The following is a 16,090-nucleotide window of genomic DNA, read 5'->3' as shown; positions in this document are numbered from 1 at the left end:
CGCGGCAGTAATCCGGGTGCAGCTCAAAATGGCGCCACAGCGTGTCCTGCAGACCCTGCAGGTCCAAAACCTGCTGGGCCAGCAACTCTGCCACCGCGCGCTCCTTGCCACTGAGCGGCCGCTCAGCGGCGCGGCGCCGCACTAAACGCCAGAGGCTGCGCGGCAGGGCAACAAGGTCGGCCGGCACATCCCCTCGGTGCTGCCAGTGCCGCCGCAACACCGCCGGCAGGGCGCGAAACTCGCGGCGGTACACCGCCTCGACGCGCCGGTGAGCGGCGGCAAAGTGAGCGTCGATATCCGCGCGCAGGGCATCGGCCCAGTGCTGCACCGCGGGCGACGCGGCCGGGGCTTTACTCTGCACGCCTAAATCCCCCGCCACTCGGCACTATGCAATTTATCGAAATGCCTTGTAAGCTACTGACCATGCAAACAAAATACTCCCGTTAACCCAGCAAGCAGCGACCGCCATGTCAGAACAGACTGAATACGTAAAATGGTTTAGAAATTCCGCGCCCTATATTAACGCCCACCGCGGAAAAACCTTTGTGCTGATGCTCGGCGGCGAAGCCATTGCCGACGCCAATTTTGCCAACATTGTGCACGATATTGCCCTGTTGAACAGTCTCGGCGTACGCCTGGTACTGGTCCACGGCGCGCGCCCGCAGATCGAGCAGCGGGTGAATGAAGCTGGCCTGAACAGCCAGTTTCACCGCGATTTGCGCGTCACTGACGAGCTGGAGCTGCGCTGCGTCACCGACGCCGCCGGCTCACTGCGCGCCCACATCGAGGCACTGCTGTCGATGGGGGTGGCCAATTCGCCGATGCACGGCGCCGCTATTCGGGTGTGCTCGGGCAACTATGTTACCGCCCGGCCGATGGGCGTGATTGACGGCGTCGACTTCAAGCACACCGGCGTGGTGCGCAAGGTCGACGCCGCCGGCCTGCGCCAGCAGCTGGATCACCAGCAGATCGTGCTGCTGTCGCCGCTGGGCTATTCCCCCACCGGCGAGATCTTCAACCTCAGCGCCGAAGATGTCGCGGTGCACACCGCCGCGGCCTTGAAGGCCGACAAACTGATCCTGCTCACCAGCTCCGCCGGCCTGCTGGACAGCAGCGAGCAGCTGATTCGCCAGTGTGAGTACCGCGATGTCGACGCCGAGCTGCAGCGCCAGCCGCTGTTGGGCCGCGACAGCATTGTGCAGGCGGTGGTCGACGCCGGCGATCTGGGCATCGACCGCTGCCATATGGTGTCTTACTGCGACGACGGCGCCCTGCTGCAGGAACTGTTCACCCGCGACGGCGCCGGCACGCTGATCACCCAAGAGCACTACGAGCAGCTGCACACCGCCGGCATCGACGATATCGGCGGTATTCTGGCGATTATTGAACCGCTGGAGGCCCGCGGCGTATTGCTGAAACGCTCGCGCGAATTGCTGGAAAACGAAATTGACCACTTTAAAATTCTGGTGCGCGACGGCATGGTAATCGCCTGCGCGGCGCTCTACCCCTACCGCGATGACGCCATTGGCGAAATCGCCTGCGTGGCCACCCACCCCGATTACCGCGGCGCCGATCGCGCCGAGCGGCTGCTGGCCCAACTGGAACAGGAGGCCCGCCAACAGGGCCTGCAACAGGTGTTTGTGCTCACCACCCAAACCGCCCACTGGTTTCAAGAACAGGGCTATGTGCAGTGTCCCTTCACCGCGCTGCCGGAGGCCAAGCAGAAACTGTATAATTTTCAGCGCAACTCCAAGGCCTTTATCAAGGCCCTGTAATCGTCAGCCGTTTTACTGCACAGGGTCACCACACACATGCGCATTCCCCGCATTTACACCTCACAAGCGCTGGCCGTCGGCCAGCAGCTGGAACTGGAAGAGCGCGCCGCCCACTACCTGGCGCAGGTACTGCGCATGAAGGTCGGCCGCCAGCTGCGCCTGTTTAACGGCGACGGCCGGGATTATCAGGCGACGATCAGCGCCGCCAATCGCCGCCAGCTGAGCTGCGAGATCACCGGCGCCGAGAGCAATACCCAGCGCGAATCGCCGCTGCAAATCGAACTGGGGATTGGCCTGTCCAAGGGCGACCGCATGGATTGGGTGGTGCAGAAGGCCACCGAGCTGGGCGCGACGCGCATTGCGCCGCTATACAGTGAGCGCGTCGATGTGAAGCTCGACGGCGAGCGCGAGCAAAAAAAATGGCGGCACTGGCAGCAAGTGATGATCAGTGCCTGCGAGCAATCGGGTCGCAGCCAGCTGGTGGACCTCGCCGAGCCGCAACCGCTGGCTAGCTGGCTGCAGCACTGCCGCGCCGACTGCAAGTTGGTGCTCAGCCCCCACCACCAGAGCCAGCCCCAGCGCGATAGCGCGCCGCAGAGTATTGCCCTGCTGGTGGGCCCCGAGGGTGGACTGAGTGAAGAGGAAGTCGCGGCCAGTGTCGCCAGCGGCTTTAGCAGCCTGGCACTGGGGCCGCGAATACTGCGCACCGAAACCGCACCGCTGGCGGCGCTGAGTATTTTACAGGCGCGCTGGGGCGATATGGCCTAGTCGGCGGCGCCGTCGGGGTAGAGTTCGCTGAGGATGCGCGCCTCCACCGCGTCGACATCGGGAATCAGCAGTCGCTGGCTGTGCACTTCCACCTCGGCAAAAATCGCCGCATTGTCGGCGCGTTCGTCCAAGGTTTTAATCTCGGCACTGTGCACACTGAGCAAGTGGGGAACCGAGGACAACAAAATCGCATAATGCGGCAATCGCTCGCGGTCGTTGAGACCGGCGATCACCGCCACTTGGCGAATTTGCGGCTCGACCGGCAATGCGCCGTCGCGCAGGCCTTCAAAACACAGCAGCGGAATCTCCTGCTGGCGCCAGCGCAGCATGCCCAACAAAAAATCGGAAGACAGTGCCGAACTCAACTGGCGAGCACTGGCCACTTCAACCACACAGCTATTGGGCAGCAACAAGGCACCGCCAACAATCGGCATAATCAAATTAGCCAGCGAGGCATCGGGCAGGGCATTCATCATTATTCCGCTTCCACCTTGGACAGAACTTCTTCAATAGCCTTGAGTAGTTGGATTTCTTGATAGGGCTTGCCGAGGAAACGGGTGACCCCCAGCGCTGACGCACGCTGGCGGTGCTTTTGGCCGGTTCGCGAACTAATCATAATCACCGCGATGTCTGCAAACCGCGGCGTGCTCTGCAGACGACTGGCCACCTCGAAGCCATCCATGCGCGGCATTTCGATATCCAGCAACATCACATCGGGCAACTGCTCCATTTCCTGCAACTGGTTGACCGCCTCGAGACCGTCGCGAGCCAGGGTCACTTTCATCTGCTGGCGCTCCAGCAAACGCGAAGTGACCTTGCGCACAGTGACCGAATCATCCACTACCATGACATGCTTGACCGCGGTTTCCCGCGCCGGCAGGCTGTGCTGCTCATCCAGCTCAAGCAGGCGCCGCGCCGCATCGGCGCGAATACTCGCCAGCATGTCCAAAATCACGACGACACTGCCATCACCCAATACCGTGGCACCTGACAACCCCGGCACCGCAGAGAACTGCGGGCCCAGCGACTTCACCACCACTTCACGCGAACCCATCAGCGAGTCCACCTGCACAGCGGTGGGCGGCTCCGCATTGCGAATCAGCAATACCGGCTTGGGTTCGAGCTGACCGTCCAAATGCGGGGCCGACACGCCGAGCAGCTGCCCCATATAGCGCAAATTATATTGCTGCCCCGCATATTCAAAGTCGGGGCCGCCGTCTTCGTAATACACTTCCAGCTCGTAGGGGCTGACCCGCAGAATACCCTCGATATTGTTGAGCGGTACCGCATACACCTCGCCGCCGACACTGACCATCAAGGCGCGATTCACTGACACAGTGAACGGCAAGCGAATCTCAAAACGGCTGCCGCTGCCTCGAGTGGTAGATACCTCTATCGAGCCACCGAGCTGTTTGATTTCACTGTGCACCACATCCATGCCGACGCCGCGCCCGGAAATCTGCGTGACATTGTCTGCGGTAGAAAAGCCGGCGTGAAAGATAAAGTCCAGTAGCTGACGCTCACTAAGCTGGGCACCCGGCGCCATCAGCCCCATACCCTCAGCCTTGCCACGCACGGCGTCCAGATCAATACCGGCGCCATCATCGCTAATGGTAATGACCACATCGCCACCCTGGCGATCAAAGCGCATTGTCACTTCGCCCTGCTCGGCCTTACCGGCACTGCGGCGCCGCTCTGCGGTTTCTATACCGTGATCAATAGCATTGCGCAGCATGTGCTCCAGCGCCGGAAGAATACGCTCCAGCACCCGGCGGTCCATTTCACCTTCGGCGTTATACACCTTAAAGTCGACATCTTTCGCCAACTCACCACACAGCTGGCGCACCCCGCGGCGCAGGCGCGGCACCATGCGCGAAAAATGCACCATCTGCGAGTGCATCAAGCCCTCTTGTAGCTCGGTGTTCACCCGCGACTGCTGCAGCAACAGGGTCTCCATATCGCGGCTCTTATCCACCACGGTATTGCGCAGATCGACCAGGTCCGAGGCCGACTCCAGCAGCGCCCGAGACAATTGCTGGAGCTGCGAGTAGCGGTCAAATTCCAGTGGATCGAAGCCCTCTGCGCCCTCACTCTCCATCTGTTCCTGGCGGTGAATGATCTGTGCCTCGGTCTCCATATCCAGGCGGCGCACTTGCTCCTGCAGGCGTTCCACCGTCATTTCCATTTCTTCCAGCGAGAAATGCACCTCGCTGACCTGCTCTTCGATACGCCCCCTAGCAATCGAGGTTTCACCGGCGAGATTAATCAGGCGCTCGAGCAATTCCGAGGGCACCTTGATCATTTCCTGCGGGCCGGCACGCGACATCGGATTCAGCAGTTGCGGCGCCGCCTTGTCGGCGACGGCCGCGGGCAACGTCGCCTCGCCCACTGCGTCAGCGCGCACCTCCTCTGGCCCGTCGACATCGGCCACCGGCGCAAGCCCCAATTCCTCCAGCATTTTCACCAGCTGGTCCTGGGCGCGCTGTACCTTGGGCAGTAGCGCCGGCAACTCCACCACGCGGGCAGCCAGTGCTTCGGAAATTTCGGTCTCCATTTGGTGGGCAAAGTCGCCCATGCCACTCAAGCCAGTCAGTCTCGCGCCGCCCTTAAAGGTATGCAGATAACGCAGGATGTCATCGAGGTATGCGCCGTTGTCGCGGTCTTCGCTCCAACTGTGTAGGGCGGTGTCTAGACCCTCCAGTAGATCCCGGGCTTCCTCCATGAAAATCTCGAGGATTTCCGGATCGATGTCGTCTTCGTCTTCATCCGCCGCCGCCTCAGGCTCACCCTCGACAGACTGCTCCACAGCCCCCTCGCTCGCGCGATCGCAGGCGGCGTCCATATCAAAGTCACGCAGCTGCTCAAGCAACTCCGTATTCACTGTGGCACTTTGCTCGGCGGCCAGCTGATTGAGATCATCCATCAACTGTTCCAAGGCCCTCTCCACCAGCAGCAGATAATCCTCTGCCAAGGGTTCCCGGCTGTGGCTCAACAACACTTGCAGGGCTTGCGCCAACTCCGCGGTACTCTCGCTGCCGATATCCTCGGCGCGCTGGGCAAAATGGCCCATCACCGACGCGCCTTCCACCAACATCGCGGCGTTCGCAGGCACAACCGGGTCGCGCAGGCGCTCGCCAAGATGCTGTAAATGCTCGCCGTAAGTCAGCAAAAACTGATTGAGCGCACCCGGTGCAATCTGCCCCGACTGACGCTGAACATCATCGGCCTCCGCCTTCGCCATCAGCTCAGCTTCCGCCGCCTCAATACGCTCGCGCAGCAAGGCGGGGGCCTCTAGCGCCGAAGTCGGGCTGTGCCGCAGTCGCTGTACCAGCTTGCGGGTTTCCCCCAGCACGTCCGTAATCAGCATCACCAGCGACTCATCTGCGGCAATGCGCATCGCCCGCGCTTCCTTGACCAAGCCCTCCAGCGGCGTGATGATGCTCGCCACGGCCCACACCTCGGCCATTTTGGATGAGCCCTTAAGGGTGTGCAGCGCCCGCTGCAGCTCGTCGCTGAGCGGCACCGGATAACTGTAAATACTACTCAGGAATTCTTCGACCTGGCGCAAATGCACCTCGGCCTCACCGATGAAGACCGCGGTTAATTCATCGCGCTCGCTCTCCGGCACATTCGGGCTAGCACCGCTGAGCGCCGGCGCTTGCTCGCGACTTAAAGCCGCGGCATCGGCCAGGAGGTCGGTTAATTTTTCTTCTGGCAGCGCGCGCTTCTGAGACAGCTCCTCGATCAATTCAGGCAGCAATTGCAGGGCTCGCTCGACAACCTCCAAACGCGCCTCGTCCATGGTGAAGTGACCATCGACGACCTTGTTGAGCATGTTCTCAATGGCCCAGCCGTAGTCGCCGCACTGCTCGGCACCGGCCATTCGCCCACTGCCCTTAAGGGTATGAAAAGCGCGACGCACCTCGGCAAGCAGTGACTGGGAAGCCAAGCCCTGGCGCCAGCGCGGCAGTTTTTCACCCAGCAGTGCCTGCACATCGCCGGCCTCCTCGATGAAAATATCCAATACATCGGGGTCCAACGCCAGCTCGCCCCCAGACACTGACGGCAGCTCGCCAAGATCCGGAATATCCTCCTCTTCTATTGCCAGGTCGCGCCGCGGCATCGCAATAATATTATCCGGCACGTCCAGGTCCATCGGATAACCCAGCCGCGCCACACACTCAGCGGCTACCCGGATTAACTCCCGGTCCTCACCTCGCTGGCCGTCAACACTGCGCTCCAGATAGTAATCAACCGACGTCATGGCATCGGCCAAGGCATCCAGTAAGGGCCAGTCTGGGCTTTTACCTGCAGCGATAAGTTGTTCGGCAATATAATCACCGGCGCGGCGGATAATCGCAGCGGCGTCGACCATCTCCGCGCTGGCCAGCGAGTCGGCCAGATCGCCTAAGCGCTGGGGCAGTGGCTGCAAATAGTCATGCTGCCAGTCCTCGGCGACGAAGCTCATCAGCGCTTCCTGCACATCGGCCAGCACCACTCGGGCGCCGCTAATCAAGTCGCGACGCGCACCGGTCAACGGCAGCTGCAACGCTACCTCGGCGGTTGATTCGTCCAACTGCTGAGCAATACGTGCCAGCGCGCGACTGAGCCCCAAGCGCTGCCCCTCTAGGTGGCTATCAATACCCGCTGCGGCATTTCGCAAGGTGTATAACGGCTGAATCAAGCCGAGAATCGCCATCGCATCGCTGAATCCCGCCAGGCGTTCACCGAGTCGCGAAACCTCCCCGCCATCATCTAACTCTGCGGAAAGGTCGCGCAGCGCCGCCACAAGGCGCAGGCGCGCGCGCTCCACAAACTGCTGCTGGCTCGACCTCGTCCGCAGGCCATCCGCATAGCCCTGAGCCTCACAGAGGGCGTTCAACGAAGCGCTGTTCTGGCCACCGCACAATGCGTAAAACACCAAGTCATCCAGCAGAGCGGTAACCGCCCCACCGTCGCTGCGCGATTGACGAATTTCCCGCTCCAAGCGGTGCAGGAAATCCACCTGCACGGCGCCCGCCGGTAAGCTGTCGGCGAGCATGGCCTCCAGCAACGTCCCTCCAGCCTGCCACAGCAAGCGGCCTTCCACGCTGTCCTGCAAACGCGCAACCCGGCTGCAAACCTTGTGCAAGTAACCGAGGTTTTTCTCACTGTCGTCGCCCAACAGATAGGCCTTGAGGGCCATCTGATACATCTTGTGCAGCTTGCTCAGTAACTCGCTGGCATCATCCCGCTGCAGGGCTGCCTCAGCAGCCGAGGTCTCGGGAAGCTGGGCGGCAAATAGCAAGCCCGATGACAATAAACGGCCGCCGCGCGCGGCGCGCAATTCATTAAAAATAAGTATAAGGTCGACAGGCAGTTCGCAGCGGGCACTGCGCAAGGATTCAAAATAGTCCGGCAACGCTTTACAGGCGCCAGCAACGGCCTTGAGCAAGTCGCTGCGCAGCGCCACCGACACTTCGCGGTCAATCACCCCGCGTACCGCCGCCTCCATTTCCTCCAGCAGCAGTGCGGCGCCGCTGAATTCAATCATTTGCAGACTGCCCTGCACCTGGTGCAGCTGTCCGCTGAGCGGCTCCAACGACTCCGGCTCACTGCCGTGCAATTCGCTGTCGAGGATCATTGCTGCGCACTGGCTCAGCGTCGTCCGAAGCTCCTCGCTCAACCACTCCAGCGCGATGTAATCTCGGCGATCACTCATATCCGTGGATCCACTTTCCTATTTGCTGCCAGCAAACAACACCGGCGTATACACCACGCGCCACAGTGCTTAGCCGGGCAGCGTGAAACCGGCTACCGAACTGCGCAGATCATCAGTCATATTGGCCAAGGCACCGATCGACTTCGCCGTCTCGGTACTACCCGCCGAGGTCTGAGAGGTAATTTCCTGGATGATTTTCATGGTTGACGAGATTTGTCCCGCCGATTTAGCTTGGTCTTCGGCGGCGTTGGAAATGGTTTCAATCAGCTCCGCCAGCTCCTGCGATACCGCTTCGATTTCGGTCAAAGCCGCACCCGCATCCTGCGCCAGACGCGCACCGCGCACCACCTCTGAGGTCGTCTGCTCCATGGAGATAACCGCTTCATTGGTATCAGATTGGATCGTCTTAACCAGCGCCTCAATCTGCTTAGTCGCACCCGAGGAGCGCTCAGCCAGTCGCTGGACTTCATCGGCAACGACCGCAAAACCCCGGCCGGCGTCGCCGGCCATCGACGCCTGAATGGCGGCGTTCAGAGCGAGGATGTTGGTCTGGTCGGCAATATCATTAATCAGCGAGACGATGTCACCGATCTCCTGCGTCGACTCACCCAGGCGCTTAATCCGCTTTGAAGTTTCCTGGATTTGCTCGCGGATATTGTCCATGCCCTTTATCGTATTCTGTACTACCTCGGCGCCGGTATTGGCGATGGCGACCGAGCGCTGGGCAACCGCTGCCGACTCTCGGGCATTGCTAGAAACCTTGTCGATGGTCACCGCCATCTCAGTGATCGCCGCTGAAGCACCGGCAATTTCCCTGGCCTGACTCTCTGAGGCCTCGGCCAAGTTCAACGCCGTCGCCTGAGAACTCTGCGCCGCCAGCGATACCTCCTGGGCCGTTTCATTAATCTGCGACACCAACACCCGCAACTGGTCAATGGTGTAGTTAATCGAGTCGGCAATCGCCCCGGTAAAGTCCTCGGTAACGGTGGCCGAGGTCGTCAAGTCACCGTCGGCAAGATCGGCCAACTCATCGAGCAAGCGCAGAATCGCCGTCTGGTTACGCTCATTGGCTTCGGCGGTCGTGCGCAGTCGCTGCTGGGTACTGCGAATCGAACTCATGCCCAGCAAGCCCAAGGCAATCACCACTAAGCCGACGAAGCCAATGGCTGTGGCCACCGACAAGGGGCGCTCCTCGTCCAGGCGACTAATCCCGCTCGACAGATTACTGGTAACCTGCATAATCTCCGGCACATTAACCACAATCACTGCAGCGGCATCGGCCGACTTCAGCAGCTCTGGCGACACCTGAAAGATCTCGTCGACCGAACCACTGATCATTTGGAAATCTTGACCAACACGCATCAGCAAATCGCGCGCCTGCTTACTGCGCACCGGCGCGACACCAATGGCCTTGTTACCGGCCAGCATGCCTCGCAGCACAGTGCCAAACTCATTGGCATCGACAGTAAATTGCTCGGCCGCCGCCGTCGCCGCCTCCGTGCCTTCCAGCATACGGTCAACGTTGCGGGCAATACGCTCCAGCAACAGCGACTGCCGCTGGGCAATAGCAACTTGGCTGGCCGCGGCATCGCCGCTGAGCATAATGCCCACCACCTTGTTGTATGCCTCTTGCAGCTGCGGAATCAATTGATTCAGATTGCTGGCTACTTCATAAAGGAAAATAATCCGTTCGCGGTTGCTAACGATAGTTTCAGCCGCCGTGTCCACCTGAGCCCAAAGGCGATTGAGCTGGGCGATGTCTCCACCGAGCATCTCTGCTGGTGACGGCAAATCTTTATTACCCTCCACCAGTTCGCGACGCACCGAGCTAAAGTTGCGCTGCGCGCGCGCCAAGGTATCGAACGAAGCGGTGTCGCCCAGAGCGGCCTCACGAGAGGCGTTGGCCAGCTGCTGCGCATAGAGGCGCATCTCGCCGGTAAGCTCAAGATAGCGCTGGTCATAGCCGGCATCGCGCAGAATCACATACGTGTTAAAACCCGCGCCAATAAATCCAGCCAACATCATTACAACCAGTACACTGATCGTGCGACCGGCTTTGAGATTGCTGCCATCTCCTTGTTTTGCTGCTTTCATTCGCCCTGACTCCAGGATAATTCTGTGTGGTTCTTGTGTGGTCGCGGCTACACCGCGACATCATAAAAGTCTCTGACTTCCATCAATTGCAGGGGCCTAAACAGCGCCCATTCTTTACTGCCCTGGCGGTAAACGCCATCGACAAAGCGCTGCATCGGTTCAGCAACCGAGGCGCACTCTGCACGAAAGGAATCTGCGTGGAAATGCTGTATGCCGAACACTTCGTCGACAATCAAACCGGTGTAAATATCACCGCGCTCCAACACAACCACCCGGCGGTGCTGGCGAACCGCGACATCACCGTCGAGAAAGCCCGCCAGATCCATCAACGGCAGCAGCCGGCCGCGGACGTTCGCCACCCCTTTTATCCAGCTTTTAACCCCGGGTAAACGCGTGACCGGCGGCTCACTCAGCACCTCGGCAATTTCACCCATCGGCACCACGCAGTGCTGCGCGCCAATGGCAAAGCCAATGCCGCTCCACAACGCTTCCTGGGTATCCACCTGCTCGCTGAGTTCACCGCTACCCATATTGCGGCTGCGTCGCGCCAATTCGCTTAAATAGCGAAAAGCTGTCAAGGCTTCAGACATTTGCGCCCGCCACCCTAATTAAGAACAGATTCAATAGTTTTGATCAGCAACTTGCCATCCACCGGCTTGGTCAGATAGCCCTTGGCGCCCTGACGCTGCCCCCACAGCCGATCGGTTTCCTGATCTTTCGTGGTGACAATAATCACCGGCACAGCGCTGGTGGCCGGGTCGCGACTGAGCTGGCGAGTAGCCTGAAAGCCGTTTAGGCCGGGCATGACGATATCCATCAGCACAACATCAGGGTTTTCCGCGCGCACCATCTCTATACCCTGTTCACCGCTCTCTGCGGTGATGACGTCATAGCCGTTTTTATGGAGGATCTGACGGATTTTCATAATCTCCGTCGGTGAGTCATCAACGATTAATACTCGTGGCATTACTTCCCTCTCGCAGTAGCCCCCCCTTCACTGCGCAGCGCGCCGGGGCTCAAAACAGGTTCTTCTGCGGAACCCTTCCTTGCTATTTTTAGTTATTGTCAGTTTGCAACATGTGCCTGAATTGCCTCGAGCAACTCATTTTTACTAAAGGGCTTAGTTAGATACTGATCTGAGCCAACAATACGGCCTTTCGCCTTGTCAAACAAGCCGTCCTTACTGGACAGCATGATCACTGGCGTCGACTTAAACTCACTATTATTCTTAATCAATGCGCAGGTCTGGTAACCATCTAAGCGCGGCATCATGATGTCGACAAAAATGATATCGGGCTTGCTGTCGGCGATTTTAGCCAGTGCATCAAAACCGTCTATCGCCGTCACCACTGTGCAGCCCGCCTTGGCAAGCAGCGTCTCGGTGGTTCGTCGAATGGTCTTGCTGTCATCGATAATCATGACCTTTAGATCGGAAAAATTGGCGTCCATAGAACTCAAACCTTAATTATGGCCTGAACCAGCACCGGGACCGGCACCCTGGTCAGAGCAATTTTTTACCACGGAACGCAGCTGCCTTCCATCATCTTGTTGTAACACGGCGCTGGGCACCGCATCACAGGCTCGGCGGCGAAAATTGCCGGCAGAGGTATAAATACGATATTTTAACGGGGCTTCGCAGACACACAGCCCAAAGCCCAAACATACGCTGCTTGTATAACCATAGCGCCTTTCGACAACCACGCGCCACAAGCAGCCTATTCGCAATCATCGCAAGGCCGACGCACCACGTCCCGCGCTGACTGAAGGGTTTGGGAGCTATCTCACAAATTTGCCAAAGGTGATTAAATGACAATCCGGCTAGGCGTGGTCATGGACCCGATCGAGCAGATCAACTACAAGAAAGATTCCACCCTGGCAATGCTGTGGGCGGCTGGCGAACGCGGCTGGCAGATCGACTATATAACGCTGACAGACTTATACCTAAGCAACGGCCTGGCCAGGGCCCAGGTGCGCAGCGTAACCGCCTTCCGCGACCCAGAGCGCTTTTACGAGCTCGGCGAAGCCCGCGATATCGACCTCGGCGAACTGGACGTGATTCTAATGCGCAAGGACCCGCCGTTTGACAATGAGTTTCTCTATGCCACCCACATTCTCGAACAGGCGGAGCGCCAGGGCGCCTGGGTAGTGAACCGCCCCCAGTCACTGCGCGACTGCAACGAAAAACTGTTCGCCCTGCAATTCCCCCAGTGTACCCCCACTCAGCTGGTGAGCCGCGACCCCGCTAGGCTGCGCGCCTTTCACCGCGAACACGGCGACGTGGTGATGAAACCCCTGGACGGCATGGGCGGCAGCTCGATTTTTAGACTGCGACCAGACGATGCCAATGTCTCGGTCATTATTGAAACGCTCACCAACCACGGCCGCACTATGACCATGGCCCAGCGCTACCTGGCCGAAATTAGCGCCGGCGACAAACGCATCTTGCTCATCGACGGCGAACCCGTGGACTACTGCCTGGCGCGTATTCCCGCTGCCGGAGAGAGCCGCGGCAACCTCGCGGCGGGCGGCACCGGCCGCGCCCAGCCACTGAGCGACCGCGACCGCTGGATCGCCGCCCAGGTCGGCCCGGCGGCCAGAGAAAAGGGTTTGCTGTTTGTCGGGCTCGATGTGATTGGCGACTCGCTGACCGAAATCAACGTCACCAGCCCCACCTGCATCCGCGAAATCGACGACCAGTTTGGCACCGATATCGCCGGCCAACTGATGGACGCCATCGCCGCCAAACTTCCGGAGGTAAAGGCCCAGGCATGAGCGCCGCGACCATTCTCGACGACCGCCGACACGACTCCCCGGAGCGCCTCGGCTTTATTATCTGCTTCGCCTCAGCCCTGCACATCGCATTGATTCTGGGCATTAGCTTTAGCGCCGAAATCGCCGATCCGCGCCTGCCCAGCCTTGAAGTTACCCTCGCACAATACCAAAGCCAGCAGGCGCCCGAGAAAGCCGACTACATCGCTCAGCACGACCAACTTGGCAGCGGCAGCCTCGAAGACAAGGCCGAGCTTAGCAGCCGCGTCGACAGCGCGTTCCACGACAACAGCGCCCCGCCCGAACACGTGCTCAAGCAAGCCCGCGCCCAACAGGCCAGCGACAACCGCAACTACCTGTACAGCCGCGCCAGCAGTAACCGCTCGATCGCCGAGCAGCAACACCCCCAGCAACGCCAGCAACACGCGCTGAACGGCGACGACGACATCGACGAACTCAGTGAAAATATTGCGGCACTAGAGGCCCAGCTAGACCATTTAAACCAGGCCTACGCCAGCATGCCGCGCCCCAAGTTCATCACCTCGGTCGCCACCCGCGGCTCGCCGGACGCCCTGTATTTAGACCGCTGGGAGGCCCATGTCGAGCAGGTCGGCAATCAGCACTACCCCGAACAGGCCCGCCGCAAGGGCCTGGTAGGCGAGTTGCGCTTACTGCTGATGCTACTGCCCGACGGCCGCATCGACGAGGTGCGCATTATGCGCAGCTCTGGCCACCCCGAACTGGACCGCGCCGCCCACCGAATCGTGCGCCTAGCGGCCCCCTTTGAAGCGATTCCCGCCGAAGTCCTCGACGGCAAAAACCGTTTGGGCATTGTGCGCACCTGGCAATTCGAGCGCGGCGGCCTGCATGCCAGCGGCCGCTGAACCTTGAGTTTACCGGGAATTGACCCATACTGAGTGCTACGAGTATCGCCTGCCCGCCGGGAGTCGCAATGCCTGATAGCGCCTTCACATCACTGCGAGACCACTTTTTAATTGCCCTGCCCAACCTCGGCGAAGGCATCTTTGCCCACAGCTTGATATTCATCTGCGAACACGATGAAAACGGCGCCATGGGGCTGATCGTCAACCGCCCCCTGGACATGGAAGTCGATGAAATTCTTGAACAATTAGACTTCGACGAACTGAGCTACCAACAACACCAGCCGGTGTTTGCCGGCGGCCCAGTGCACACCGACCGCGGCTTTGTGCTGCACCGCCGCGACCACCAACACTGGGATGCCAGTATCGAGGTCAGCAGCGAAATAGCCCTGACCACCTCACTGGATATTCTCGACGCCATTGCCAATGACAGCGGCCCGCGCGACACTCTGATTGCCCTGGGCTACGCCGGCTGGTCGCCAGGGCAGCTAGAACAAGAATTGGCCGACAATGCCTGGCTAATCCTGCCCGCCGACTATCGCGTTATGTTCGAAGTGCCCGCCGACCAACGCGTCGATGCGGCGCTGGCCAAACTGGGCATCAATTTTGCCCAACTCGGCTCCGACAGCGGTCACGCCTGAGTCGCGTTCATAAAATTCCGCTACAATGCCCAGCCGCTCCCGAGTCTCTCAGCCGATGACCACGCCCGCAAAAACCCAACGCCTCCTCGCCTTCGACTACGGCCTACGCTGGATCGGCTGTGCCATTGGCCAAAGCCTCACCGGCACCGCCAGTCCACTGCCGGTGCTCAAGGCCAAAGATGGCATCCCCCAGTGGCCCGAGATTGACGCCCTTATCAAGGAGTGGCAGCCGCAGCGAGTCATCGTCGGCCTGCCGCTGAACATGGACGGCAGCGAGTCCGAAATGTGCCTGCGCGCAAGAAAATTCGGCAACCGTATTCACGGCCGTTTTGGCGTGGCCGTCAGCTTTGCCGACGAGCGCCTGTCCAGCTTCGAGGCCAAGGGCGAGCTGCTAGAGCACGCCGGCAATCAGGGCTTTAAAGACCGCGGTGTCGACAGCCTCAGCGCCGTCATCATTCTGGAAAGCTGGTTCCGCGAATCCGCCGACTAACGGCGGCCAAAGCCTCCGTGCTTATTGTCGTCCTCCACCTCTTTAATGCTCAAATTGCCCGCGGCTGTGGTCATCTGGTCGACATCGTTATCGGCACCCAGCTTGATCAGCAGGCGCAGGTCATTGGCAGAATCCGCATAGGCAATCGCGTCCTGATAGGTGATTTCACCGGCGGTGTAGAGCTCGTACAGCGCCTGGTCAAAGGTTTGCATGCCCTGCTCGGTGGAATTACGCATCAAATCCTTGAGGGATGCCACATCGCCCTTGCGAATCATATCGGCCGCCAGGGGCGTATTCAGCAAGATCTCCACACAGGCGCGGCGCCCCTGGCCATCGCGGGTCGGCAACAGCTGCTGGGCCACCATCGCCTTGAGATTCAGCGATAAGTCCATCCACAGCTGGCCGTGGCGCTCGGCCGGGAAGAAATGAAGGATGCGGTCCAGCGCCTGGTTAGCGTTGTTGGCGTGCAGGGTGCACAGACACAGGTGGCCGGTTTCGGCAAAGGTAATCGCGTGCTCCATGGTTTCTCGAGAGCGCACCTCACCAATCATGATGACGTCCGGCGCCTGACGCAGCATATTTTTCAGCGCAACTTCAAAGGACTCGGTATCAATACCCACCTCGCGCTGAGTGACAATACAGCCGCGATGCTGGTGCACAAATTCAATCGGGTCTTCCACCGTAATGATATGCCCACGGGAATTGGCATTGCGATGACCAATCATCGATGCCAGCGACGTCGACTTACCGGTGCCCGTCGCGCCGACAAAAATAATCAGCCCGCGCTTCGTCATCGCCAGGTCTTTGATTATGTCCGGCAAACCCAGCTCGTCGGTGGTCGGTATTTGCGTTTCAATGCGGCGCAACACCATGCCCACCAAATTGCGCTGGTAAAACGCGCTGACCCGAAAGCGACCGATACCCCGAGAGCTAATCGCAAAATTGCACTCGCGATCGCGCACGAATTCGCG

At 59.8% G+C, this 16,090-nt stretch carries 14 protein-coding genes; 6 read left to right on the top strand and 8 right to left on the bottom strand.

The genetic code is table 11. From position 1 onward, the window contains the following. On the bottom strand, positions 1 to 361 hold a 361-nt coding region (locus ABYM29_RS11190; RefSeq protein WP_372864846.1), incomplete at its 3' end, for a hypothetical protein. A 106-nt stretch (positions 362 to 467) separates the two neighbouring features. Here ABYM29_RS11190 and argA point away from each other — a divergent pair. Both argA and ABYM29_RS11180 read left to right on the top strand, forming a co-directional pair. Then, a complete protein-coding gene (argA, locus tag ABYM29_RS11185) occupies positions 468 to 1,775 on the top strand; it encodes an amino-acid N-acetyltransferase (protein WP_372864845.1) in 1,308 nt (435 codons plus the stop codon). A 36-nt stretch (positions 1,776 to 1,811) separates the two neighbouring features. Further along, on the top strand, positions 1,812 to 2,543 hold the full coding sequence (locus ABYM29_RS11180; protein WP_372864844.1) for a 16S rRNA (uracil(1498)-N(3))-methyltransferase: 732 nt from the start codon (positions 1,812 to 1,814) through the stop codon (positions 2,541 to 2,543). Here the strand turns inward: ABYM29_RS11180 and ABYM29_RS11175 are convergent. The 6 genes from ABYM29_RS11175 to pilG form a co-directional block, all read right to left on the bottom strand. After that, complete coding sequence (locus ABYM29_RS11175) at positions 2,540 to 3,019, bottom strand: hypothetical protein (protein ID WP_372864843.1); 480 nt, start codon at positions 3,017 to 3,019, stop codon at positions 2,540 to 2,542. The two genes, ABYM29_RS11180 and ABYM29_RS11175, sit on opposite strands and share 4 nt — an antisense overlap. After that, a complete protein-coding gene (locus ABYM29_RS11170; protein WP_372864842.1) occupies positions 3,019 to 8,244 on the bottom strand; it encodes an Hpt domain-containing protein in 5,226 nt (1,741 codons plus the stop codon). Before ABYM29_RS11170 ends, ABYM29_RS11175 begins: the two co-directional genes overlap by 1 nt. A 69-nt stretch (positions 8,245 to 8,313) precedes the next feature. Then, positions 8,314 to 10,338, bottom strand: a complete 2,025-nt coding sequence (locus tag ABYM29_RS11165) for a methyl-accepting chemotaxis protein (RefSeq protein ID WP_372864841.1) — start codon at positions 10,336 to 10,338, stop codon at positions 8,314 to 8,316. Positions 10,339 to 10,385: 47 nt separating this feature from the next. After that, on the bottom strand, positions 10,386 to 10,928 hold the full coding sequence (locus tag ABYM29_RS11160; protein ID WP_372864840.1) for a chemotaxis protein CheW: 543 nt from the start codon (positions 10,926 to 10,928) through the stop codon (positions 10,386 to 10,388). Positions 10,929 to 10,942: 14 nt separating this feature from the next. Next, positions 10,943 to 11,305, bottom strand: a complete 363-nt coding sequence (locus ABYM29_RS11155) for a PleD family two-component system response regulator (protein WP_372864839.1) — start codon at positions 11,303 to 11,305, stop codon at positions 10,943 to 10,945. A 98-nt stretch (positions 11,306 to 11,403) separates the two neighbouring features. Then, positions 11,404 to 11,787, bottom strand: a complete 384-nt coding sequence (pilG, locus tag ABYM29_RS11150; RefSeq protein ID WP_372864838.1) for a twitching motility response regulator PilG — start codon at positions 11,785 to 11,787, stop codon at positions 11,404 to 11,406. A 357-nt stretch (positions 11,788 to 12,144) separates the two neighbouring features. On the opposite strand from pilG, the gene gshB reads away from it, so the two are divergent. The 4 genes from gshB (at position 12,145) to ruvX (ending at position 15,119) form a co-directional block, all read left to right on the top strand. Next, the gene (gshB, locus tag ABYM29_RS11145; protein ID WP_372864837.1) at positions 12,145 to 13,110 is read left to right on the top strand and encodes a glutathione synthase; all 966 of its coding nucleotides are present in this window, start codon (positions 12,145 to 12,147) and stop codon (positions 13,108 to 13,110) included. Further along, complete coding sequence (locus tag ABYM29_RS11140) at positions 13,107 to 13,991, top strand: energy transducer TonB (protein ID WP_372864836.1); 885 nt, start codon at positions 13,107 to 13,109, stop codon at positions 13,989 to 13,991. The genes gshB and ABYM29_RS11140 overlap by 4 nt, the downstream gene beginning before the upstream one ends. A gap of 68 nt (positions 13,992 to 14,059) precedes the next feature. Continuing rightward, entirely contained in the window at positions 14,060 to 14,629 is a 570-nt protein-coding gene (locus tag ABYM29_RS11135; protein ID WP_372864835.1) for a YqgE/AlgH family protein, read from the top strand. Between the two features lie 55 nt (positions 14,630 to 14,684). Then, a complete protein-coding gene (gene ruvX, locus ABYM29_RS11130; protein WP_372864834.1) occupies positions 14,685 to 15,119 on the top strand; it encodes a Holliday junction resolvase RuvX in 435 nt (144 codons plus the stop codon). Here ruvX and ABYM29_RS11125 read toward each other — a convergent pair. Then, a partial coding sequence (locus ABYM29_RS11125; protein WP_372864833.1) for a PilT/PilU family type 4a pilus ATPase occupies positions 15,116 to 16,090 on the bottom strand: 975 nt, incomplete at its 5' end. The two genes, ruvX and ABYM29_RS11125, sit on opposite strands and share 4 nt — an antisense overlap.

Source organism: Spongiibacter sp. (genome assembly GCF_041602295.1).
GTDB lineage: Bacteria > Pseudomonadota > Gammaproteobacteria > Pseudomonadales > Spongiibacteraceae > Spongiibacter.
Note: the sequence above shows the minus strand (reverse complement) of the source record. Positions and strands in the feature narration are given on the sequence as shown.

Bases quoted from the DNA above. Each gene is read 5' to 3' on its own strand.
- ruvX (WP_372864834.1), top strand. From the start codon at position 14,685: ATGACCACGCCCGCAAAAACCCAACGCCTCCTCGCCTTCGACTACGGC.
- ABYM29_RS11170 (WP_372864842.1), bottom strand. From the start codon at position 8,244: ATGAGTGATCGCCGAGATTACATCGCGCTGGAGTGGTTGAGCGAGGAG.
- ABYM29_RS11160 (WP_372864840.1), bottom strand. From the start codon at position 10,928: ATGTCTGAAGCCTTGACAGCTTTTCGCTATTTAAGCGAATTGGCGCGA.
- ABYM29_RS11155 (WP_372864839.1), bottom strand. From the start codon at position 11,305: ATGCCACGAGTATTAATCGTTGATGACTCACCGACGGAGATTATGAAA.
- ABYM29_RS11165 (WP_372864841.1), bottom strand. From the start codon at position 10,338: ATGAAAGCAGCAAAACAAGGAGATGGCAGCAATCTCAAAGCCGGTCGC.
- ABYM29_RS11140 (WP_372864836.1), top strand. From the start codon at position 13,107: ATGAGCGCCGCGACCATTCTCGACGACCGCCGACACGACTCCCCGGAG.
- argA (WP_372864845.1), top strand. From the start codon at position 468: ATGTCAGAACAGACTGAATACGTAAAATGGTTTAGAAATTCCGCGCCC.
- ABYM29_RS11175 (WP_372864843.1), bottom strand. From the start codon at position 3,019: ATGATGAATGCCCTGCCCGATGCCTCGCTGGCTAATTTGATTATGCCG.
- pilG (WP_372864838.1), bottom strand. From the start codon at position 11,787: ATGGACGCCAATTTTTCCGATCTAAAGGTCATGATTATCGATGACAGC.
- ABYM29_RS11180 (WP_372864844.1), top strand. From the start codon at position 1,812: ATGCGCATTCCCCGCATTTACACCTCACAAGCGCTGGCCGTCGGCCAG.
- gshB (WP_372864837.1), top strand. From the start codon at position 12,145: ATGACAATCCGGCTAGGCGTGGTCATGGACCCGATCGAGCAGATCAAC.
- ABYM29_RS11135 (WP_372864835.1), top strand. From the start codon at position 14,060: ATGCCTGATAGCGCCTTCACATCACTGCGAGACCACTTTTTAATTGCC.